Origin of the sequence: Streptomyces sp. NBC_00353, from assembly GCF_036108815.1 — a bacterium.
In the GTDB taxonomy this organism is placed as follows: Bacteria; Actinomycetota; Actinomycetes; order Streptomycetales; family Streptomycetaceae; genus Streptomyces.
This window is the reverse complement of sequence record NZ_CP107985.1, coordinates 2,687,282-2,709,450: the sequence shown is the minus strand read 5'-3', so window position 1 is coordinate 2,709,450 and position 22,169 is coordinate 2,687,282. Positions and strand designations below refer to the sequence as shown.

The 22,169-nt window shown below is 69.4% G+C and carries 19 protein-coding genes and 1 pseudogene; 11 read left to right on the top strand and 9 right to left on the bottom strand.

The window, feature by feature from the left end; translation table 11 throughout:
* Positions 1–107: 107 nt before the first annotated feature.
* Positions 108–1,322, bottom strand: a pseudogene (locus OHA88_RS12420) (RNA-guided endonuclease InsQ/TnpB family protein).
* A gap of 430 nt (positions 1,323–1,752) precedes the next feature.
* Between OHA88_RS12420 and OHA88_RS12415 the strand changes: the two are divergent.
* The gene (locus OHA88_RS12415) at positions 1,753–2,142 is read left to right on the top strand and encodes a hypothetical protein (protein WP_328625545.1); all 390 of its coding nucleotides are present in this window, start codon (positions 1,753–1,755) and stop codon (positions 2,140–2,142) included.
* A gap of 271 nt (positions 2,143–2,413) precedes the next feature.
* Here OHA88_RS12415 and OHA88_RS12410 read toward each other — a convergent pair whose 3' ends face one another.
* The gene (locus OHA88_RS12410) at positions 2,414–2,944 is read right to left on the bottom strand and encodes a nucleoside-triphosphatase (protein ID WP_328625544.1); all 531 of its coding nucleotides are present in this window, start codon (positions 2,942–2,944) and stop codon (positions 2,414–2,416) included.
* A gap of 139 nt (positions 2,945–3,083) precedes the next feature.
* Here OHA88_RS12410 and OHA88_RS12405 point away from each other — a divergent pair, with 139 nt between their 5' ends.
* Positions 3,084–3,536, top strand: a complete 453-nt coding sequence (locus tag OHA88_RS12405) for a YbhB/YbcL family Raf kinase inhibitor-like protein (protein WP_267000183.1) — start codon at positions 3,084–3,086, stop codon at positions 3,534–3,536.
* On the opposite strand, the gene OHA88_RS12400 is transcribed toward OHA88_RS12405, so the two are convergent.
* Positions 3,524–4,171, bottom strand: coding sequence for a protein-L-isoaspartate O-methyltransferase family protein (locus OHA88_RS12400; protein WP_328625543.1), 648 nt, complete (start codon positions 4,169–4,171; stop codon positions 3,524–3,526). The two genes, OHA88_RS12405 and OHA88_RS12400, sit on opposite strands and share 13 nt — an antisense overlap.
* Positions 4,172–4,349: 178 nt before the next feature.
* The gene (locus OHA88_RS12395) at positions 4,350–5,447 is read right to left on the bottom strand and encodes a baeRF2 domain-containing protein (protein WP_328625542.1); all 1,098 of its coding nucleotides are present in this window, start codon (positions 5,445–5,447) and stop codon (positions 4,350–4,352) included.
* Positions 5,448–5,697: 250 nt separating this feature from the next.
* On the opposite strand from OHA88_RS12395, the gene OHA88_RS12390 reads away from it, so the two are divergent.
* Positions 5,698–6,960 carry an MFS transporter gene (locus OHA88_RS12390; RefSeq protein ID WP_328625541.1) on the top strand — a complete coding sequence of 421 codons (1,263 nt, stop codon included), beginning with the start codon at positions 5,698–5,700 and terminating at the stop codon, positions 6,958–6,960.
* Positions 6,961–7,286: 326 nt separating this feature from the next.
* On the opposite strand, the gene OHA88_RS12385 is transcribed toward OHA88_RS12390, so the two are convergent.
* Positions 7,287–7,529, bottom strand: a complete 243-nt coding sequence (locus tag OHA88_RS12385) for a hypothetical protein (RefSeq protein WP_328625540.1) — start codon at positions 7,527–7,529, stop codon at positions 7,287–7,289.
* Between the two features lie 295 nt (positions 7,530–7,824).
* Between OHA88_RS12385 and OHA88_RS12380 the strand changes: the two genes are divergently transcribed.
* Both OHA88_RS12380 and OHA88_RS12375 read left to right on the top strand, forming a co-directional pair.
* Positions 7,825–7,953, top strand: a complete 129-nt coding sequence (locus OHA88_RS12380) for a hypothetical protein (protein ID WP_267000175.1) — start codon at positions 7,825–7,827, stop codon at positions 7,951–7,953.
* A gap of 199 nt (positions 7,954–8,152) precedes the next feature.
* Entirely contained in the window at positions 8,153–9,157 is a 1,005-nt protein-coding gene (locus tag OHA88_RS12375) for a helix-turn-helix domain-containing protein (RefSeq protein ID WP_328625539.1), read from the top strand.
* A gap of 149 nt (positions 9,158–9,306) precedes the next feature.
* On the opposite strand, the gene OHA88_RS12370 is transcribed toward OHA88_RS12375, so the two are convergent.
* On the bottom strand, positions 9,307–9,744 hold the full coding sequence (locus OHA88_RS12370) for a hypothetical protein (RefSeq protein ID WP_328625538.1): 438 nt from the start codon (positions 9,742–9,744) through the stop codon (positions 9,307–9,309).
* Between the two features lie 340 nt (positions 9,745–10,084).
* Entirely contained in the window at positions 10,085–10,738 is a 654-nt protein-coding gene (locus tag OHA88_RS12365) for a response regulator transcription factor (protein ID WP_328629666.1), read from the bottom strand.
* A 587-nt stretch (positions 10,739–11,325) separates the two neighbouring features.
* Here OHA88_RS12365 and OHA88_RS12360 point away from each other — a divergent pair.
* Positions 11,326–11,712, top strand: a complete 387-nt coding sequence (locus OHA88_RS12360) for an ATP-binding protein (RefSeq protein ID WP_328625537.1) — start codon at positions 11,326–11,328, stop codon at positions 11,710–11,712.
* Positions 11,713–11,843: 131 nt separating this feature from the next.
* Here OHA88_RS12360 and OHA88_RS12355 read toward each other — a convergent pair whose 3' ends face one another.
* Positions 11,844–12,980 (bottom strand): PP2C family protein-serine/threonine phosphatase, encoded by a 1,137-nt coding sequence (locus OHA88_RS12355; protein WP_328625536.1) that lies wholly within the window; start codon positions 12,978–12,980, stop codon positions 11,844–11,846.
* A 124-nt stretch (positions 12,981–13,104) separates the two neighbouring features.
* Positions 13,105–14,127 (bottom strand): LacI family DNA-binding transcriptional regulator, encoded by a 1,023-nt coding sequence (locus OHA88_RS12350; protein ID WP_326606537.1) that lies wholly within the window; start codon positions 14,125–14,127, stop codon positions 13,105–13,107.
* 408 nt (positions 14,128–14,535) lie between these two features.
* Here OHA88_RS12350 and OHA88_RS12345 point away from each other — a divergent pair, with 408 nt between their 5' ends.
* From OHA88_RS12345 to OHA88_RS12325, 5 genes are read left to right on the top strand one after another with little or no spacing between them, the layout of a single operon-like run.
* The gene (locus tag OHA88_RS12345) at positions 14,536–15,822 is read left to right on the top strand and encodes an ABC transporter substrate-binding protein (RefSeq protein WP_328625535.1); all 1,287 of its coding nucleotides are present in this window, start codon (positions 14,536–14,538) and stop codon (positions 15,820–15,822) included.
* A gap of 22 nt (positions 15,823–15,844) precedes the next feature.
* The gene (locus OHA88_RS12340) at positions 15,845–16,825 is read left to right on the top strand and encodes a carbohydrate ABC transporter permease (RefSeq protein WP_425899638.1); all 981 of its coding nucleotides are present in this window, start codon (positions 15,845–15,847) and stop codon (positions 16,823–16,825) included.
* Positions 16,822–17,682: a carbohydrate ABC transporter permease gene (locus OHA88_RS12335; protein ID WP_326606539.1), complete on the top strand. Its 861-nt coding sequence runs from the start codon at positions 16,822–16,824 to the stop codon at positions 17,680–17,682. Before OHA88_RS12340 ends, OHA88_RS12335 begins: the two co-directional genes overlap by 4 nt.
* A 53-nt stretch (positions 17,683–17,735) precedes the next feature.
* Positions 17,736–18,989, top strand: a complete 1,254-nt coding sequence (locus tag OHA88_RS12330; RefSeq protein WP_328625533.1) for a glycoside hydrolase 5 family protein — start codon at positions 17,736–17,738, stop codon at positions 18,987–18,989.
* 57 nt (positions 18,990–19,046) lie between these two features.
* A complete protein-coding gene (locus OHA88_RS12325) occupies positions 19,047–22,076 on the top strand; it encodes an alpha-mannosidase (protein ID WP_328625532.1) in 3,030 nt (1,009 codons plus the stop codon).
* Positions 22,077–22,169 lie beyond the last annotated feature (93 nt).

Sequence of the window (22,169 nt, the reverse complement as noted above, 5' to 3'; positions counted from 1 at the left end):
CGTGCGTCTCCCTCGTCGAGTGGTTGCAATCGCCTGCAGATACGCGCTCGGGTTCTCGCGTGGGATGACCGTGACTCCTCCCCGCCCTGAAGGGACGGGGCTTCTCGCTATGCCGTGTGGGCGTTGCGACGGGCCAGCCCGGCCCGTAGAACATTGAGTGCTCCCACTGTGTCGGCGTGCGCCGTGTGTCCGCACGACTGGCAGAGGAAGGTCTCCTGTGTGGGCCGGTTCTCCTTGGAGACGTGCCCGCATTCGGGGCAGGTCCGGGAGGTGTTGCGGGGGTCCACGGCGATCACTTCCCGTCCGGCGCTTTCAGCCTTGGCGTACAGGATCGTCAGGAACACCCCTCATCCGGCGTCGGCAATGCTGCGGTTGAGTCCAGCCTTCGCCGGTGCCCCGTTGGGCAGGAATGCGCCCGCCTGCTCGGGGTCGGGCCTCGGTGCGGGGGCCCTGCTCATGTTGCGGATCTCGAGGTCTTCGTGCGCGATGACATCGTGCGCCCGGACCAGGTCGAGCGCGGTCTTGTGCGCGTGGTCGAGCCGCTGGCGGCGGACCTTGCCGTGCAACCGGGCGACCTGGTCCACTGCGCGCTGGTGGTTCCTGGTGCGGTCCTTGGCCTTGCGGCGCGGGAACCTGGACAGGGCCTGCTGTGCGGCTTCGAGTTTCGCAGCAGCGCGGTGGCCGTGGCGCGGGTTGGAGACGAACTCGCCGCCCGAGTCGGCAAGGAAGTTGGCTATGCCCAGGTCGATACCGACCACGCTGCCGGTCGTCGGGAGCGGTTCGGGCTGCTCCTGTTCGGCGGTCAGCACGACGAACCACTTGCGGCCCTCACGCTTGACGGAGACGGTCTTGACCCTGCCGACCACCGCACGGTGCTGGTTGACCTTGACATGCCCGACCCCTTGCAGCCGCACGCGGGTGACGGGGTCGTGCGGGGTGGAGTCCCACCGGCAGCCGTCCCCGTCCTTCGGGAACTCCACCGTGTCGAACCAGCTCACCGAACGAAAGCGCGGATAGCCGGGCGTCTGACCGGACTTGATCCGGCGGAAGAACGCGGCGAACGCTTTGTCCAGCCGGCGCAGCGTCGCCTGCTGCGAGGAGAACGACCAGCGCCCCTGACGCTCAGGATCGAACGCCCTGATGTCCTTCAACTGCCCGGACTGCATCCCGTACCGGACGGTGGTCCTCGATGCATGCCGGTAGGCATCCCGTCGTTCCTGTAACGCCCCGTTGTAGAGCGAGCAGTGATCCCGCAGCATCTCGCCAAGCGCGATCTGCTGGCCCGTGGTGGGCCGCATCAGGAACTTGTACGCACGAATCATCCAGCCCACCCCCTTTTGGGTCAGTCCGGTCAACATAGCTGGCGCCATTGACAACGCAGAGAACTCCGGCGCTCCGCGCCTCCGGGCCAGGGATCGCATTCCCGCCCGGCCTGAAGGCCGGGATTCCCCGCGAAGATCAGGGATGGCATGCCGCCCCGCGCTCGCAGCATCCAAGGCGAAAGTCTTGAGGATCTTCTGAGCTCGGCCTCTGCACACGCGGAAGCGTGCGACCCACATCGCCGAGCACACGACTGCGACCAGCCGCCTCCGGCCGAAGGACTCAGGCTGAACGATGTTTCCTGATCAAGTAGTTCATGGCGAACTGTCACCGTTCAATCACGTCGGATATGGGATCAACGTGGGTGGCGGATGATGCGCTCCATCGTCCGCACACCTTGGGGGATCCATGCGCTTTGGGACCTTGCTACTCGTGGGAGCGCTCGCGCTGGCGGCGGTCGGCTGCAGTGACACGGCCGACACCACCGGCAGCGACGCGAAACCCTCGCAGTCGCCGAGCGGACGGGACGCGGGGGACAAGTTCCTTGCGAAAGTCCACGCCCGCCAGTTCGAGAGCTGGGCTGAGAGCGGCCCCACCGATCAGGAACTGCTCGCGCTGCCGCCGGAGTGGTGCCAGGAGCTGAAGGACGGGCACAGCGTCGACAACCTGCTCGGAGACAACGCGTCGGCGTACCCGATCGGACCTGGGTGGGGCACCGAGAGGCCAGAGGCGGAGCAGCTGCTGATGCTCGGCGTCACCACCCACTGCCCCGATCTCCGAGACCAGGTCACCGAGGAGATGCAGCAGGCGGAGCTGTACTGAGAACGGCGCGGACATGGGGGCTGATCGACATTTTTCAGTCACGCCCCTATGCGTGTGGCTGGTTCGGGTGCATCGTTGATCGCGCGGGATCCCCGAAGCCCCCAGGCCGAGGCCCCGTTTCGGGTCCCGCCAGGAGCTGCGTACTGGGCGGGGTCCGCCGCCCCTCCCGACCTCCCCACGGGAGGCTTCGCGGCTGTGGTTTTTCGGCTGTCAGCGCCTCGTGCCGTGCTGGATGCGTGCTGATGGTGGCCCCACTGAATTGCCGAACCCGTCACCGGTATTCCAGCCGCGCCGCCAGTCTCTCGGGGAGAGCGTGCCGGTTCGCCCGGGTCACGGTGATGAGTTCGATGTCGGCGCGCTGTTTCAGGGGGTCGGTGAACGGGTCGCTGTGCGCATGAACGGTCGCGACCACATCGATGCCGGCCTCGAAGACGGACAGGACAGCCTCCCTGAACGCGGCAGAGGCCAACTCCATCCGCCCGAGCTCGTCGATGAGCACAAGCTGCCCGGGCACTGGATCCGCAGAAGCGGCCATCAGGGCCGGCAGCGCCAACCGGTCCATGACGCCCAGGTCGACGCCGTACCGCCCCACCTTCGGCGGCCCGGGGAAGTCGACATGGGCGAGCACGGCACGGTTTCCCGCCGCCGTTTCCAGAGCGAAGCCGACCCGGGCGCCGTCCTGCCGGATCTCCTCCGTGGTGAAGCCGACGATGTCACGGTTGCGCAGAAGCGCAGCCAGTCGGCGGATTGCGGTCGTCTTGCCAACCCCGGGGCGCCCCTCCAGCAGGATCCTTGTAGGCATGTCGTACTCCGTTTCAGGCGTCGGCAGTCCTCCACCAGGGTTTCAGCGGAGAGGGGCAGTGCCGCCCCGACTCGTCCGATCGGGTGCTTGCAGCGCTCGCTCGGTGATGTTCATGCCGTCACCGGGTAGAGCGGCGCCCATGACCGCAATTGAGCTCAGCAGCACGGCGTTCGGCGACCATCAGATGATCCCACGCCACTACAGCGGGGAGGGGGACGACGTCTCGCCCCCCTTGACGTGGTCGGCGGCACCGGAGGGTGCAGCGGAGTTGGTACTGGTCTGCGAAGACCCCGATGCGCCGGGAGGTACGTTCCTCCACTGGCTCGTCACCGGTATCGACCCGGGGAGCTCCGGTGTGGACGACGGCGAGTCGCCCCCCGGCGGCCACGTGTGGCCCAATGACTTCGGACGAGTGGGCTGGGGCGGGCCCATGCCGCCCCCGGGGCACGGGGAACACCGCTACTTCTTTCGCCTGTATGCCGTGTCCGAGCCGCTCCCTCTCCACGGCCGTCCGGGCTCCGACGCGGTGCATCGTGCATTGAAGGGCAGGCAGCTGGCCAGCGGCTCGCTGGTGGGCACCTACCAGCGCTGACCGTATCCGTGGGCGCCGTACAGCCGGACGAAGCGGGCAGACACGACCGTCCCGCGCAGTACGAGGCCGTCGGCCCGACGCTCGTACAGCTCGACCCGTTCCCGGCCGCCCGGCCCGATGGGCTGGACGAGCCGGCCACCGGTCCGCAGTTGTGCGACGAGCGGCCCTGGTACCTCGGGGAAGGCCGCGCAGACGACGACGGCGTCGTACGGAGCACGGGCCGGCATGCCGAGCGTCCCGTCGCCGAGGACGATCTCGGCGTTGCCGAGGCCCTGCCCGGCGAGCCGTCGGCGGGCCTCCTCGACCATGTCCGGCCAGCGCTCGACGCTGACGACGCAAGCGGCCAGGCGCGCCAGCAGTGCGGTCTGCCAGCCGTAGCCGGTCCCGACTTCCAGGACGCGTTCGCCTCCGGTGAGGCCGAGCGCGGAGACCATCATGGCGACCAACGAGGGCTGGGTGGTCACCTGATCGTGGGGGAGCGGAATCGGTACGTCCAGGTACGCGGACGCGAGATGTCCGGCGGGGACGAAGGCCGCCCGCGGGGTGACCCGGACAGCCTCCAGCAACCGGTCGTCCGTCACACCCACGGCCCGCGCCGCGCGGGCCAGGTCCTCGGGGGATGACTGATGGGCCATCGGACGCCTACGGCAGCCCGTCGGACCGCAGTCGCGGTGTGTTCCAGCCACATCGAGCGACTCCTCCGATCACGCTCATGACCTGCCCCGCTTTCCTCGCGCTGCGGTCCTGCCGTGCCTGCCCGGTGCCGGCACGTTGCACCCGCCGCGGCCCGGAGCCGCCTACGCGTTCATCGCGTCAGGACGGCGTCCCCGGGTCGGCGTACCGCAGCAGTGCGCCCACGCCCTCGTCCAGCCTCAGCTCGCTCTCCGGCACGACGACGAGTTCGGCACTGGTGCCCACGAGGGTCCGCACCAGGGCCTCGTCGGCGCGCTCCTCGCGGGGTGCCCGCACGCCGAAGGAGATCAGCTCCTCCTCGGTCAGGGTGAGCAGGGTGGGCTGAGGGCCCGCCCAGAGCCGCAGGGAGCTCTCCGGCGGGTGGTTGAGCAGCAACGCCGCGACCTGGCCGCGCTGGAGGGCGGCGACGGTGGCGGACAGCCCCTCCGTCGCGGCCCCGTGCAGTGCGTGCCGGCCGATGAAGATGTTCACGAGCGCCCGGTCGTGCGCGGCCATGTGGCCGTGGAAGACGGTGTTCAGCTGCGGCTCCAGGAGGGCGCGTCCGGTGTCCGTAGCCGTGGGACCCCCTACGCGTACGACCCTGTCCCGCAAGGCGTGGGGGAGGCGGCGGATCAGTACGTTGGACGCCCATTTGTCCCCGCCCATGACGACGGCGTCGGCGTGGGCGCGCCGCGCCCATTCGTCCAGCTGATGGCCCAGCCGGACCGCGGTGTGGTGCCAGGTCGCCACCGCGACCCTGAGGTGCAGCCGCTCACCCGGGGTGACATTGGATGCCGGCCAGGTGCCGGTCTCCGCGTCCAGCGTCACCCAGCCGTGGGTCTCGGCGGTCGGCAGCCCGCCGTAGTGCACGGTCACGGCGAGGTAGGGGATCTCCGGGATGTGCTGGGTGACCAGGGGCATCGCGTCCGGCAGCGTGCCGTAGCGCGCGGAGTCGTGCGCGGGCGGTCTGGGCAGCTCCCCGTCCAGTACGAGCGCCCCGTGCGCGGCGAAGATGGCCTGCCCGTGCATCCCAGGTACCTCCGTATCGGCGCCGACCACCTCCTCCACCACCTTGAGCAGGGCCCGGTCCGCGCCCTGACGGGTCAGGCGGTCCCGTAGCCGCTGCCAGCGCAGCGCGATCGCCCGTTCCGGATGCTCGACGTCACGCGAGGTGTCCAGATACACGGAGGCGAACGGGCCGGGCTCCGCGTAAAGGGGCTCCAGGAACGACAGCCTCATTGCCACTCCTTGTCGACGGTCTCCCCACGTTCGATGATGCGCGTTCCTACTCAGCATTTTATCGAATGGCTATTCGAGTCGTCTCAATTCATTGACGCTTCGGGACGGTGCTCCAAGAGCCTTTGCGACACGCGGCGCCAGTCACCCTTCCGTGAGGTCCCCCAAGTTGGCCCAGTATGCGAGACGGAGTGTCTTGCATTGTGGATTCACTGTCATAGTTGTAGCCCACACACACCAGGGGAGGACTGCTGTGCGCCGTTGGATGATGCTGGCTCTTGGGACCGCAGCGCAGACGGTCGCCTGTACCTTCCTCTACGGACTTCCGTACACCTCGGAGGTGTTGAGACGGGACAACGGGCTGACACTCGGTCAAGTCGGATTGCTGATCGCCTGCCCGACCGTCGGCCTCGTGTTGACTCTCGTCGCCTGGGGAGCCCTGGCCGACCGTTTCGGCGAGCGGGGCGTCATCACCTCCGGTCTGGCCATGACGACCGTCCTCCTCTTCCTGGGGGGCGCGGTGCATGGTCTGGTTCCCCTGGGCGTGCTCCTGGCGCTGGCCGGGGCGGCGAGCGCATCGGTCTCCGCGGCCAGTGGCCGGCTCGTCGTCGGATGGTTCTCCGCCCGGGAGCGCGGGCTCGCCATGGGAATCCGGCAGACGTCGACCCCGCTGGGCATGGGGATTGCGGCTCTGATCGTCCCCACGCTCGCCGCGCGCAGCGGCGTGAAGGGGACCGTCTTGTTCTGCGCGGCGTTGTGCGGTGTCGTCGCCGTGCTCGTCGGCTCGCTGACCTCGGATCCGCCTCGCACCGCGCAGTCCGCAGTGCCGGAGCCGGCCGCCAACCCCTACCGTCACTCCAGCCTGTGGCGCATCCATGCCTCCAGCGCGCTGCTGTGCGTTCCACAGTTCGCGGCGAACGCCTTCGCGATGGTGTTTCTGATCGATGTCCGGGGCTGGAGCGCCGTGCATGCAGGTCAACTCCTGGTGGTGTCACAGGTGCTGGGGGCTGTTTCGCGTGTCGTGGCGGGCCGTTGGTCCGACCGGGTCGGCAGCCGGGTGCGGCCGATGCGGCAGCTGTCCGTGTGCATTGCCGTCGTCATGGGCGCGACTGCGCTGGGCGCCCTCTGGCCCTCGCCGCTGACGGATCTCGCCATGATCGTCGCTTGCGGTATCACTGCAAGCACCAACGGTCTGGCCTTCACCGCCACCGCCGAGCTCGCAGGGCGCTCCTGGTCGGGACGCGCCATGGGCGTCCAGAACACCGGTCAGAATCTCGCCGCATCGCTGACGCCGCCGCTGTTGGGCGGGCTCATCGGCTCGGCGGGCTATGCGTGGGGCTTCATGCTGGCCGGAGTCCTGGCTGCCGCGGCATGCTTCATGATCCCCGCCCTTGAGGGCAGGGCTCTGCCGGGCTCCCACCAGGAAGGTGCGATCGGGCCGGATGAGCTCGTGCAGGCCGCCCGGCAGAAGGGCAAGGAGAAGCCTTCCGGCGCGGATCTGGTGCAAGGCTCTTAGCGTGGTCCGGGCAACAAGGGAGCCCCGGGGCCGTGGATTGCTGGTGGAGCGGGTGACGGGAATCGATCTCGCGCTCCGGGCTCGGGAATCAACCGGCACTTGATCGCCGGACAGACGATCGGCGTCGTCCTTCCGGCGGGGCCCTCCTTCGTCAACTCGCGTGAACAAAGACGGCGTTGGAAGGCGGGCCTCACCCCGTCCCCCGGGGAGCCCTGGTAGAAGCAGCCACTGTGGAGCGGGATCAAGGGTCCGCAGAGCTCGCTGTTCGCGGCTGGTTGCGCCGCCTGCAACGGACGCCCGTCCCGGCGGATGCCGCGGCGGCCTGATCAATCGCTGACGTTGAAGGTCGCACACCCCATGACCCCGAGCGCGGACAGCACAGTGCGAAGCCGGTCCAGCACCGCGGTCCTGTCCGAGCCCTCCGCGATTTCAAGGTCAAGATGGCAGCGACCCATGCCGCTGCCCGCGCCCATGACCTCGCCGTCGAGGCTGAACGCCGCCTCCAATGCCTCTTCGACCTCATCACGGTCGATCGGCAGCCCCACGAAGACGATCTCTACGAACAACACAACCCTCCGTCTCAACCCGGCGAACCATAGCGGTCACAACACTGGGTGCCTCATGACGCCCGGTGTACGCGTCCACCGCTGGGCCGGAGGACGTCGCCCACGCCGTCGTCGAGGCGACCGGATGCGTCGGTGAGGGGCCGCTCGCGGTCCGGGGATGCCGGCCGCTCGCGATGTCGCGGTTGCGACATGTCGCACCTGCGCCACCGGTAATCGGTGACACTGCGCCCGGCGTCACCGGATTCTGTGCAGCACCGCATGAACATGTGCCGTGCATTCCTGGAAAGGTGCCGACCGGATGAGACGGATCCGCCTTGCTGCGGCCCCCGCGGTGCGCAAGCTCGCCACCCTCGCCGAGGACGACGACGCGTCCACGTGTCGGCTGGACGGTATCGACGCGCAGGCGGGTCCGTATGTCGGGGAATGACGTGGACCGGTTCTGGCAGCAGCTTGCCCCGGCGTCCGGCAGGCCATGTAGCGGGCCTACCAGCACCGAGGGGAGTAACGGCAGTACTCCAGCGCATGGCAGAGTTGCGGACGCTGAGCATGTCTGCGCACCTGCCGCCGCACTCGAGGGGTGTAGTACGGTATTCAACCGTTGGGTGGGTGGTATCAAGGAGAACACCGTGACACTGGAAGCCGCCGGAGTCAGCGATGCCGAGGAGTCCGCCTACCGGATTCTGGTGACGATGGGCCGGGCTTCCGCGCACGACTTCGCGGTACGGTCCGGTCTCGGCATCGCGGACGCCCAACAGATACTCACGGCACTGACCGCCAAGGGGCTGGCCAGCCACACCGACGGAGTACCGAGGATCTACCGGGCAACGCCGCCGGACGTGGCGCTCATGCCCAGGCTCAAACAGCAGGCCGATGCCCTCGACCATGCCCGCGCCACGGCCACCGGACTGCTGGAGATCTACCGGGACACCATGCGCCGCAGCGACGCCGACCAGCTCATCGAGGTGATCACCGGGGCGGACGCACTGCGCCAGCACCTGCGCCGCATCCAGGCGGACACCCGTGACGAAATGCTCTGGTTCTGCAAGGCGCAGTACGTGGCCATGCCCTCGGGCAGCAACAGCGAGGAGTTCGACGCCCTGGCGCGCGGTGTGCGCTATCGCGTCCTCTACGAGAAGGCGTTCTTCGACGACGACGGGGCCGTGGACAACGTTATCGAGGGAGTACGGGCAGGTGAAGTCGCCCGCGCCGTACCCCATCTGCCGCTGCGCCTCGCCGTGTCCGATCGCGCCATCGCCATCTGCCCCCTCGTGCCGGGAGGTCCGTACGGCAGCCCCGAGGAACCCACCACGGCCCTGGTGCGCGACAGCAGCCTGCTGGCGGCGCTCGTCGCGCTCTTCGAGCGCTACTGGGACGATGCCGTCCCCCTGCACGTCGACGATTCCGGAACGGTCAGCGGTACCGACGGAGTGGTCGGCGCCGACCCCCTCTCAGCAACGGACCGACGGCTGCTCTCCCTGCTCGTCGCAGGTGTCGCGGACAAGGCGATCGCCTCCCAGATGGGCCTGAGTCGACGCACGGTCCAGCGCCACATCCAGCAGCTGATGACGTTCGCCGACGCAGCAACACGCATGCAACTGGCATGGCAGGCCGCTCGCCGGGGCTGGGTGTAGCGGGGCGCGGCCTTACTCGGCGCCTGCTCCGGGACCGTCCTGAATTTCGCGTGAGTCCTGGTGCAGACGCTTCTTCTGCGTTGCGCGGTGGTGCTACGGGTCGTCGGTGACGCAGTCCCGTATCACTCGGCGAGTCACCCGCGGTGTGCTCAGCCCGCACCGCCGTGCCGCCGTTCATGTCGGTGCTCGCCTCCGGCGTCGGCTTCGGTGCACCCGTCACCCGCACCGACGCCACCGCCGTCTCCGGCAGGAAGCGTCCCACTGCCGCCACTGCCGGTGGGGAGGAGTACCGCCTTGGTCCCGTCGGTGAAGGGCCCGATGTTCTTGGTGCCCATGCAGACCCTGACGTTCTGGTTCCCCATGGGGACCCGGTCCGTGTCGATCGGCTCGAACGCGAGGGAGGGGGCGTGCGTCGCGTCGATGCCGCGGGTGTCGGCCGGGGCTGTCACTCCTGCTGTGGGCGTTCCGGGTTCGGCTGCGAGGGCGGTGACGGTGGGGGCCAGGAGACCGGCGCCGACGGCGGTGACGATGCTGGTGGCGAGGGTGAGACGGCGGATGCGGCCGCGGATGGCGGTGGGGGAAGACATGCTGAAGAACGCCTTTCCTGGCAGGGGAGAACTCTGACTGTTGGGGGATTCGGTGCGGAAGCGCAGCGCGTTCGGGGTTGCGTGATCCGCCACGCCGCCGTGCCACGGTGATGGCAGCAGCACGGCGCCACCCCGCTCATGGACGGTCCGGCCCGTCCCTTGCGCAGCAGCCGTGTACCAACGTAGGGAGCTGTGCCATCACCATGGGACGGCCGAGGGGGCACACAGCACCCCGACGAACGTCGGTCGCCGGTCGCACGGCGGCGGACGAAGGCACGCCGTCGTGCGCAGGGCCTCGGCGAGCGGGCTCGTGGCAACCGACGGATTGCGTGGGTGTGTGTCAGTCCTGGCCCAGGTTTGCGTTGCGGGCGAACAACGCGGCCTGGACCCGGTTCTCGACCGCCAGCTTGGCCAGGATGCGGCTGACGTGCATCTTGATGGTGCTCTCGCTGGCGAAGAGGTGCTTGGCGATGTCGGCGTTGGACATGCCCTGGGCGAGGAGGACCAGGACCTCCTGTTCGCGTGGTGTCAGCGAAGCCAGCCTCGTGCGCTCGTCCGCGCTGACGGTGTGCAGTCCACGGCGCACCGTGTCCAGGAGCTGCCGGGTCACCTCGGGGGAGAGCATCGCATCGCCGCCCGCCACGGTGTGCACCGCACGAACCAGTTCGGTGGGCGGGGTGTCCTTGAGCAGGAACCCCGCAGCGCCCGCCTGCACGGCCTCCGCCACGTACTCGTCCAGTCGGAACGTCGTCAGGATCACCACGGCCGGCGGGGCGGGGAGTGCCAGCAGGGCCCGGGTGGCGGCCAGACCGTCCATGTGCGGCATGCGGATGTCGACCAGGGCCACATCACACGCGTGGGCGCGGGCAGCCTCGACGCCCTGGCGCCCGTCGCCGGCCTCGGCGGCGACCTCGATGTCGGGGTCGCTCTCCAGGATGGTCCGCAGCCCATGACGGACGTAGGGGTCGTCGTCCACGAGCAGCACCTTGATCACGTCGCCTCCGTTTCGTGGCGTCCTTGGTTTCCTGCGCCACCGGGGCAGTGGACCGGGACCGTCGCCCGGTCCAGGAAGCCGCCCTCGGCTGCGCTCGGCGAGCCCCACCTCCCGCCCCGGCAGGGCGATCGGCCACACCGTCACCGTCTGGCCACCGCGGTCGACCCCGGTGCGAACCGGGGCTCCCGGAGCGTGCTCGAGCGCGTTGATCACAGCCTCCCTGACGACCCGGTCGGCGGCACTCCGGACCGTGCGGGCAAGGTCGTCCGGCCGACCGTGTTCGCCGTGCATCCGGATGATCCTCGTGGGTGGCGCAGTGGCCGTCCCTCTTGGGGGCGATTTCCTGGCGGGGCCGCCTCGGGACGGCCGTGCCGCAGCAGGGGCCGCCGGCCGGCGGCGGGTGGGTCGTACTTTCGTCTGCCCCCGGCGCAGCCGAACGACCGATCCGCCGGGAGGGGCCCGGCTCCTACCGTGGAGAGCAGATGGGGGAACGCACCACACATCGGGGGCCCATACCGGGCGGCAGCGGTGCGGTCACAGGACCGCCGGACCGCTCCCTCGCCCGACGATTCCTGGAGTGTTTTTTGATGCGTGTCCGACGCTTCGCCGACCTGCACCTACCCGCCTGCAAGCGCTCCGTCGGCCAAACACGCCGCGCCCTGGCCGCGCTGGTCCCCGAGGGTGACGTCGCCGACAACGGGAAGCTGCTGGTCTCCGAAGCGGTCGCCAACGCCGTCGAGCACACCGACAGCGAACAGGTACGGGTCATCCTCGACCACGACGACGCCTCCGGCGAACTCGTCTGCGCCGTCCGCGACACCAGCACTCACACCCCCGTCGCCACCCGAACCGCCGACATGGACGCCGAGAACGGCCGTGGCCTGTACCTGATCGACACACTCGCGGACGCCTGGGGCTACGTCACCGACAGCCACGGCAAATGGATCTGGTTCAGCCTCACCGTCGCAGCGTGAACCCGACGACCACGGAGACCACGGGCGGTTCGGAGCCGGCCCGGCCGGCACCGGGGACGGCACCGCGAAGACTCGGCAGTGCGCCGCCTCGGGCCGTGGCGTGCCGCTGTCGGCGGGCCGGCGGGTCCTGTCTACGGCTTCCAGCCACCTGCATGGGGTGCTTCCGGAGCGTGGGTAGGCGGGCGCCGCACGGCGAGGGCCGCGATGTCGTCGTCGAGCCTTCCGCCGCTGTAGTGGAGCAGGGCCCGGTGAAGCCGGTCGAGCAGCTCGCGGGGCGGCGTCGGGCCTTGCCGTCGCATCCAGTCCGGCAGGGGGAAGAATTCGCCGGTGCGGTCCCGGGTCTCCGTTACGCCGTCGGTGTAGAGCAGCAGTTGGTCGCCCGGGGCGAAGGCGACGGTGTCGACGTAGTACTGGTCCCCGATCAGCGTCGCGAGGTTGAGGGGCGGCGAGGGAGTGGTGGGCTCCAGGACGCGGATCTCCCCGAGGTGCGCGATGAGCGGCGGGGGATGCCCGCAGTTGAGAAGCCTGACGTGGCCGCCGCCGTGCGGGATCTCGGCGATAAGGGCGGTGGCGAAGCGCTCCGGCAGATCGTGGGCGGGGAACGTGGCGCTGTGGCGGTTGATGCTGGTGTCCAGACGATGGGTGATGCCCCTCAGATCGGGCTCGTCGTATGCGGCCTCCCGGAAGCAGCTGATCACCGCCGAGGCCGCCCCCACCGCGGACAGGCCCTTGCCGCGCACGTCGCCGATGAGGAGCCGGAGCCCGTACGGTGTGTCGGCCGCCTCATAGAAGTCGCCGCCGATCCGGGCCTGCTCCTGAGCCGCCAGATACAGCGACTCGATCTCGATGTTCTTGATGCGGCGCGGCAGGGGGCGCAGCAGCACTTTCTGGGCTGTGTCGGCGACGAGCCGGATCTGGAAGAGCGCCTCCTCCCGCTGGAGTCGGACATGGCTCGCGTATGCGGCTGCCAAGGTGACCGCGACGATCGCAGCCGCCGTGTACGGCGTCCCCAGGTCGGTGTACACGAAGCTGAGGCCGACCATCACCAGCAGGCAGAACGTCCCCAGCAGGATCGTGGGGAGCACGGGCCACATCGCGGCGGCGAGGGCGGGTGCGGCGGGCAGGAGGCGGCTGACGGCGATCTCCCTCGGTGTGGAGAACGCCAGGCCGGCGATGAGGAAGGTGAGGATCACCGGGGCCAGCGGAGCAGCTTCCCACCGGCCACCGTAGGGAGGACGACGGCGCCGCAGCTGCCCGGGCATGATCACAAAGCGCATCATATCGTGACGAACCACCCATCGAGCTTGATGGAACACAGACGCTCGGTGGGCTCAGGCAGCGTAGGAGACACCCCATCGGGGTACGGGCGTCAGTCACGCCCGCCCGCCCGCCTCATGGGCCGCCGGGCGCCGGTGCCGTACTTCCGCGCTCGATCAGCCCGGGCAGCGGTACCTGCACGGTGCGGGCCGCACCGCCGTCGAGCAGTGCGGTCAGCTCGCGTGCGGCGATCCGTCCGAACGCGACCGTGTCCCGGGACAGCGCGGTCAGCCAGGGCACCGTCAGCCGGCACAGCGCGGAGTCCTCCCACGACACGACCGAGACATCGCCTGGAACGGAGCGGCCGAGGCCCGCGACGACCGTGGCTCCGGCCGCAGCCATCACATCGTTGTCGTAGATGATCGCGGTCGGCGGCGTGGACCGCTCCAGGACTCTGCGCGTGACGGCCGCGCCCTCCGTGTCGGAGTAGTCCGTGGTCACCGAGTGGGCCTCGGCCAGCCCGCGCCGGTCGGCCTCGATACGCAGGGAGCGGATGCGCCGGTCGGTGTGGGCGAGGGAAGGCAGCCCCGCGATGTGCACGATGCGCCGATGGCCCAGCTCGTGCAGCCGGCCGACGATCGCCGCCATGGCGCCCGCATCGTCCGCGCGTACCTGCGAGAGCCCCGGGTGCGGACCCGTGTCGCTGCCGGGCAGAGCGCCGATCACGACTCCGGGCAGCCCGAGTTCGTCCAGCAGGCCGGGGCGGGGGTCGTCCGTACGGGGATCGACGACGAGTACCCCGTCGACGCGGTGCTCCGCCCACCAGCGCCGGTAGACGGCGCACTCGGCCTCCACGTCCTCCACCACCTGGAAGAGCAGCCCGAGTTGCCGCTCGGCCAGCACCTCCTGGATGCCGGAGATCAGCTGGAGGAAGAACGAGTCCACGCCCAGGCTCGCCGCCGGGCGCGCCACGACCAGCCCCACGGTGGCCGACCCCTCACCCGACAGTGCGCGGGCGGCGGTGCTCGGCCGCCAGCCCAACTGCTCGGCGACGCGCCGGATCCGGTCCCGGGTGATCTCCGAGACGCCGGGGCGGTCGTTGAGCGCGAAGGAGACCGCGCTCTCCGACACTCCGGCGCGCTGGGCGATGTCCTTCATGGTCGGCCGTCGCGCGGGTGTGCGCCTTGCCGGCCGGGTCTCCTCGGCCGGCAGCCCCTTCGGTGTCACCCGGTGCCCCTCTTCCTGCGTTCCCCGTCGCTCCTGGGAGGCGTGGTGCTCACTCGCCCCCGGTGCATCGTAAGCCTTGCCGGCGCTTTGGTCGACCGAAGTGCTCGGTCAACTAATGCGCTTGAGTGCATGACCCCTAAAGCGCATTAGTCAAGCGTCGTCAATAGCTCCATATACCGCTCTGACCTGCAAGTATCTGGAAAGTTGAGGCTAACTTCAAGCGAATGTATTGACTTTGCGCCGTGTGCATTGGAAGGTCTGCTGGGCGTACGCAGCCGGAGCGTCATCGGCCTCGGCCTGTCGTCCGCACGCCTGGTCCGAGCAAAGGAGCCGTTCACCGTGCGTATCTCCCGCAGAGCAGTAGCCGCTGCCGCCGTACTCGCCACCGTCCTGCCGCTGAGCGCGTGCGGAGGCGGATCCGGCGACACCTCGTCCGACGCCTCCGGCAAGGTCGAAGGAAAGATCACCTTCCAGACCTGGAACCTGCAGGCGAACTTCAAGGACTACTTCAACGGGGTGATCGCGGACTTCGAGAAGAAGTACCCGGGCACCGAGGTCAAGTGGGTCGACCGGCCGGCCGAGGGCTACGCGGACAAGATCAGTGCCGACGCGGCCGGCGGCACGCTGCCGGACGTCGTCAATGTCTCGCCCGACCTGGTCGCACCACTGGCCAAGGCGGGGCTCGCACTGGACCTCGACAAGGCGGCGGCGAAGTACCGCAAGGAGTACCTGCCGGGCGCCTGGCAGAGCCACCGGATACCGGGCATGGAAGGGACCTACGCCTTCCCCTGGTACCTCAACACCGGACCGCTCTTCTACAACAAGTCCCTCTTCAAGGACGCCGGACTCGACCCCGAGAAGCCGCCGACCACCTACGACGAACTCTTCGACGCAGGTCTGGAACTGGCCACGAAGAGCAAGGGCAAGGTCGCCACGCTGGCCAACGTGCCCACCATCGAGGACTTCGGCCGCTACGGCGGACAGCTGATGAACAAGGAAGGTACGGGCTTCGCCTTCAATGACGCCAAGGGTGTCGAACTGCTCACCCACTACAAGGAGCTGTACGACGCCAAGGCGCTCGACCCGCAGGCGCTGACCGCGACCCCCGAGTCGTCCGGCCACAAGTTCCTCACCGGGTCCGTGGCGATGAACCCGGGCAGCGCACTGGACCTGGAGAACTTCAAGAAGCAGGCCCCGAGCCTCTACAAGAACATCGGGATCACCGACCAGATCAGCAGCACCGGCAAGGCCAACATGTACGTCATGGGCGTCATGGTGAACGCGCAGACGAAGCAGAAGCCGGCGGCTGTGGCCTTCGCCCACTACGTGACCGACGCGACGCGGCAGATGGACTTCGCGAAGCAGGTCGCCATCTTCCCGAGCACCGCCGGATCCCTCGACGACCCGTACTTCACCGAGGAGGACGGCACCGACGTGACCCGGGTCCGGATCGCCGCCGCCAAGTCCCTCAAAACGGCGGTCAATTACACGCCGGTGCTCTTCAGTGACCAGATGAAGACCGAGCTGCGCAACCAGGTGGCGAAGGCGCTGCAGGGCAAGCAGAGCCCCAAGGAAGCTCTTGACAACGCTGTCAAGGCCTGCGACCGGCTGCTGCAGCAGAGCTGAGCCCCCCGTGAAGACCCCCCTCATGAAATCGGCCACGGCATCTCCGCCGATCCGGGACAGCGGCACAGCGGTACCGGCGGCCCGGGGCGCACGTCCCGGCGACCGCCGGTCCGGCCGGCTCCCCGGTCACCGGATACGCCGCCATCTCCCCTCCAGCCCGTGGCTGTTCGCGGCCCCCGGCCTGCTCGTCGTCGGAACCTTCAGCCTCTTCCCGTTCTTCAGCACCCTGGTCAACGCCTTCACCGACCGCCGGACGCTGATACCCGGGAAGTTCGTCGGCCTGGCGAACTTCCAGGAGCTGATCCACGACGAGATGTTCTGGATCGGGCTGCGGAACAGCACGCTGTACGTGGTCGGGGTCGTCCCCGCCCTCGTTCTCCTGCCGCTGCTCCTGGCGATGCTCGTCCAGCGGAACATCCCCGGCATCACGTTCTTCCGCTCGGCCTTCTACACCCCCGTCGTCGCCTCCATCGTCGTCGTAGGGCTGATCTGGGTGTGGATGCTCGACGACCGGGGGCTGGTCAACGCGGTACTGGAGGCGGTGGGGATCGGCAGGGTCGGCTTCCTGAGCGACCAGTGGCTGCTGCTGCTCAGCGCGATGACGGTCACGGTCTGGAAGGGCCTCGGCTACTACATGATCATCTATCTGGCCGCGCTGGCCAACGTCCCCAGGGAACTCCACGAGGCGGCCTCCGTGGACGGTGCCGGCGCCGTTCGCCGGTTCTTCACCGTGACCGTTCCCGCCGTCCGCTCCACCATGGTCCTCGTCGGGGCGCTGGCGTCGGTCGCCGCCTTCAAGGCGTTCTCCGAGGTCTATCTGATGGCCGGTCCCTCCGGCGGCCCGGCCGGCGAGGACACCACCCTGGTGATGCTGGTCCAGCGCGTCGGCACCGGACTGACCGGGCGGGTCGGCTATGCCTCCGCGATCTCCGTGGTCATCTTCGTCGTGACGGTCGCCCTGATGCTCCTGGTGCTCCGCGCCGACCGCAAGGAGGACGCATGAGCATCCTGACCCTCACCGACGCCGACGGCCGCCGCATCCCGGTATGGCAGCTCCTGCTGCGCTACGTCCTGCTGCTCGCCGTACTCGCGCTGACCGTCGGACCGTTCCTGTGGCAGCTCTCGACCTCCCTCAAGGGGCCCGGCGAGGACATCTTCAGCTCCCCGCCGAAGTTCTTCCCCGGCCACCCCACCCTGGACAACTACACGCGGGTCGCCGAGACCATCCCGGTCTGGGACTACGCGCTGAACTCCGTCAAGGTGGCGACCGCCAATGTGGTCACCAACTGCGTCGGCTCCGCACTGGCCGGCTACGCGCTGGCCAGGATGCGGTACCGGGGGCGCAGGGCCGCGACGCTGGCGTTCATCCTCGCCATGCTCGTACCCGTCGAGGGCATCATCATCGCCCAGTTCACCACCATGCGTGAGCTCGGTCTGAACAACACCCTGATCGGTGTGCTGCTGCCGGGATCCGTCGCCGCGATGAACGTCCTGCTGATGCGCAACGCGTTCCTCAACCTTCCGCACGAGGTGGAGGAGGCGGCGTTCGTCGACGGTGCCAATGTCTGGCAGCGGTTCTTCTGGGTCGCCCTTCCCTCGGTCAGAGGAACCCTCGCCGTCGTAGCGATCTTCGCCTTCATGGGGGCCTGGGACGACTTCCTGTGGCCGCTGATCGTGCTGAGCGACCCGGCGAACTTCACCCTGACCATCGGGCTGAACTATCTGCACGGCACGTTCGCGAACGACGAACGGCTCGTCGCCGCGGGCACGATCATCGCCGTGCTCCCGCTCATCGTGCTCTTCGCCTGCCTGCAGCGTTTCTTCTTCCGGGGCGTCGGCGAAGGCGCCGTCAAGGGCTGACCGCCCGGCCTTCCCCGCTCCTTCGCACCACAGAACCAGGACACCCGTACCGTATGCCTCACTCCCCGCTGCGCTTCGGCGTCAACTACACGCCCAGCCAAGGCTGGTTCCACCACTGGCTGGACTTCGACCTCGACGCCGTGCGCGCCGACCTGGACTCGATCGCAGGCCTCGGCCTCGACCACATCCGGGTCTTCCCGCTCTGGCCGCTCTTCCAGCCCAACCGCACCCTCATCCGGCCGCGCGCCGTCGAGCAGCTCGTCCAGCTCGCCGACGCCGCGGCCGAGCGCGGCCTCGACGTCAATGTGGACGGACTGCAGGGCCACCTGTCGAGTTTCGACTTCCTGCCCGCATGGACGCAGACCTGGCACCGGCGCAACATCTTCACCGACCCGGACGTGGTGGCGGGCCAGGCCGAATACCTGCGAACGCTCGCCGCAGCCCTCGCCGACCGACCGAACTTCCTCGGTATGACGCTGGGCAATGAGATCAATCAGTTCTCCGGCCCCCCGCACCCCGACCCGGATATCATCACCCCCGAACAGGCAGGCCGTTGGCTTCGCACCCTGCTCGACGCCTGCGAGGAGGGAGCGCCGGGCAGGCTCCATCTGCACGCCGAGTACGACGCCGCCTGGTATCAGGACGACCACGCGTTCACGCCCGCCCACGCGGCCCGGATCGGCGCGGTCACCGCCGTGCACTCGTGGGTCTTCAACGGCACCGCCCAACGGCACGGCCGAACCGGAACCGCCACCGAGCACCACGCCGCCTATCTGATCGAACTGTCCAAGGCATGGGCCACCGACCCGCACCGGCCCGTCTGGCTGCAGGAGGTCGGCGCCCCGGCTCCGCTCGTTCCCGCCGAGCACGCGGCCGCGTTCACCGAGGCGACCGTGGCGAACGCCCTGGACTGCGAGGACGTGTGGGGCATCACCTGGTGGTGCTCCCACGACGTGTCCCGGTCGCTGGCCGACTTCCCCGAACTCGAATACAGCCTGGGCCTGTTGACCAACGACCGGCAGGTCAAACCGGCCGGTGAGGCCATCGCCGGGATCGTGGCGGACCGGCGGGGTACGGAGTACCGCCCGGCGCCCCGCACCACCGCACTCGTCGTCGACACCGGAGACGACGACACTGCGCCCCGGCGCTCCACGTGCGCCCCCGGCGGCGCGTTCTTCGAGGCGTTCGCCCGGCTCACCGCGGACGGGGTCCGGCCCACCGCCGTCCTCGCGAGCCAGGCCGGGAACAAGGAACACCTGTCCGCCCGCGGGATCACCGAGGTCCTCACCCCGGACCAGGTCCCCTGACGCACCCCGGCCCCACGCAACCGGATCCGCACCCCAACCCACCACGGAGTCACCCTCATGCATGACGACCGCACCCTGGTCGAAGCCCGTCTCAAGCGCGTTCTCGACGAGCGCATCCGGCCCGCCGTCCACCCGGAGTCCGTACCGCTGGACGTCGCCGTCTGGACCGCGCCGGGTGAGCCCGTCCCCGTCGCCGAGGGCCTCGCGGCCCCGGCCGTGTCCATCGCGGTCGGCGACCGGTGGGGCGCGCCCTGGGGCACCAGTTGGTTCCGGGTCTCCGGAACCGTTCCGCAGGCATGGGCGGGCCGCACCGTCGAGGCGCTCCTCGACCTCGGCTTCGACGAGAACATGCCCGGCTTCCAGTGCGAGGGCCTTGTCTACCGGCCCGACGGCACCCCGGTGAAGGGCCTCAACCCGCGCAATCAGTGGGTGCGCATCGGCGCCCCCGTCGCGGGCGGCGAGGACGTGCTGCTGCACATCGAGGCCGCATCCAACCCGGTCATACTCGACTACCACCCCTTTCTGCCGACGCAGCTCGGTGACAAGGAGACCGCGGGCAGCGAACCGCAGTACACCCTCGCCCGGATGGATCTCGCCGTCTTCGACGAGAACGTGTGGAACCTCGTCCAGGACCTGGAGGTGCTCGGCGAACTCATGGCGGAACTTCCGGTCGAGGGCGCCCGCCGCTGGGACGTCCTGCGTGCCGTCGGCCGGGCTCTCGACAGGGTCGACCTGCAGGACGTGAACGGCACCGCGGCCGCCGCCCGCGCCGAGCTCGCCACGGTCCTCGCCGCCCCCGCCGAGCCGTCCGCGCACCGGATCAGCGCCGTCGGTCACGCGCACATCGATTCCGCCTGGCTGTGGCCGCTGCGCGAGACGGTCCGCAAGGTCGCCCGCACGACGTCCAACATGACGGCCCTGCTGGAGGACGAGCCCGACTTCGTCTTCGCGATGTCCCAGGCCCAGCAGTTCGCCTGGATCAAGGAGCACCGCCCCGAGGTCTACGCCAAGGTCAAGAAGGCCGTGGCGGACGGACGGTTCGTGCCGTCCGGCGGCATGTGGGTCGAGTCCGACACGAACATGCCGGGCTCCGAGGCGATGGCCCGTCAGTTCGTGCACGGAAAGCGGTTCTTCCTCGACGAGTTCGGTGTCGAGAACGACGAGGCCTGGCTGCCCGACACCTTCGGCTTCGCCGCCGGTCTGCCGCAGATCATCAAGGCCGCCGGCTCCAAGTGGCTGCTCACCCAGAAGATCTCGTGGAGCCAGACCAACAAGTTCCCGCACCACACCTTCCAGTGGGAAGGCATCGACGGCACCCGGATCTTCACCCACTTCCCGCCCGTCGACACCTACAACTGCTCGATGAAGGGCAGCGAGATCGCCCACGCGGCGAAGAACTTCAAGGACAAGGGCGTCGCCCGGCACTCCCTCGCGCCGACCGGCTGGGGCGACGGAGGCGGCGGCACCACGCGCGAGATGGTCGCGAAGGCGGCCAGGATGCGCAGCCTCGAAGGCTCGGCCACCGTGACCTGGGAGACGCCCGCCGACTTCTTCACCAAGGCGGAGGCGGAGTACCCGAACGCCCCGGTGTGGGTCGGCGAGCTCTACCTGGAACTGCACCGCGCCACCCTCACCAGCCAGGCGAAGACCAAGCAGGGCAACCGTCGCAGCGAGCACCTGCTGCGCGAGGCCGAGCTGTGGGCCGCCACCGCCGCCGTGCGCACCGGGTTCCCCTACCCGTACGCGGAGCTGGACCGGATCTGGAAGACGGTGCTGCTGCACCAGTTCCACGACATCCTGCCCGGTTCGTCGATCGCCTGGGTGCACCGCGAGGCCGAGAAGACGTACGCGGCCGTGGCCGATGAACTGAACGGCATCGTCGCCGCCGCGCAGCGCGCCCTGGCAGGGGACCCCGCATCGGGGGAGCTGCTCGTCTTCAACTCCGCGCCGCACACCCGCGGCGGGGTTGCGGCCGGTGGCGCCGGGGCCGTCACGGTCGGCAGCCCGGGCCGGCAGGCACCGCGCGAGGGCGGCGGCTACGTGCTCGACAACGGCCTGCTCCAGGTGGAGATCGACGGCCGCGGTCTGGTGGTGTCCGCGTACGACATCGGCGCCGAGCGCGAGACCGTGGCGCCCGGGCAGGCCGCGAACCTGCTGCAGATCCACCCGGACTTCCCGAACATGTGGGATGCCTGGGACGTCGACGCGTTCTACCGCAACACCGTCACGGATCTGACGGAGCTCGACGAGCTCACCCCCGTCGAGGACGAGGGCGCGGTCGGCGTCCGTATCGTCCGCAGCTTCGGCGACTCCCGGGTCACCCAGGTGCTGACGCTCTCCCCGGGCGCCAAGCGGCTCGACATCGACACCGAGGTCGACTGGCACGAGACGGAGAAGTTCCTGAAGGCCGCGTTCCCGCTGGACATCCACGCCGAGCGGTACGCCTCCGAGACCCAGTTCGGACACTTCTACCGGGCCACCCACACCAACACCAGCTGGGAGGCCGCCAAGTTCGAGGCCTGCAACCACCGCTTCGTCCACCTGGAGGAGCCGGGCTGGGGCGTCGCGCTCGTCAACGACTCGACGTACGGCCACGACGTGACCCGTACCGTCCGCGACTCGAACGCCGGGACGACCACCACCGTCCGGGTCTCACTGCTGCGCGCCCCGCGCTTCCCCGACCCGGAGACCGACCAGGGCGTGCACCGCTTCCGCCATGCGCTCGCGCCGGGCGCCACGATCGGTGACGCGGTCCGTGAGGGCTTCCGGATCAACCTGCCGGAGCGTCGGGTCGCCGGTGACCGTACGGTGGCGCCGCTGGTGACCGTGGACAACGACGCGGTCGTGGTCAGCGCCGTCAAGCTGGCGGACGACGCGAGCGGCGATGTCGTCGTACGGCTCTACGAGTCGACCGGCGGCCGTGCCAGGGTCCGGCTCGGCATCGGCTTCGAGTTCGCCGATCCGAAGGTGACCGACCTGCTGGAGCGGCCGCTCGCCGAGGGCAACGTGCCGGTGCGGGTGGACGGGGGCGTACAGCTGTCGCTGCGCCCGTTCGAGCTGGTCACGGTGCGTCTGACGCGCCGCTGAGCCGGGCCGGGACGGGGCGGGGTAGGGCCCCGACGGACCGGCGGAAACAGGCCGGGCGGACTGGCCTCGATGTCGTAACAGGGCATCCAGGTC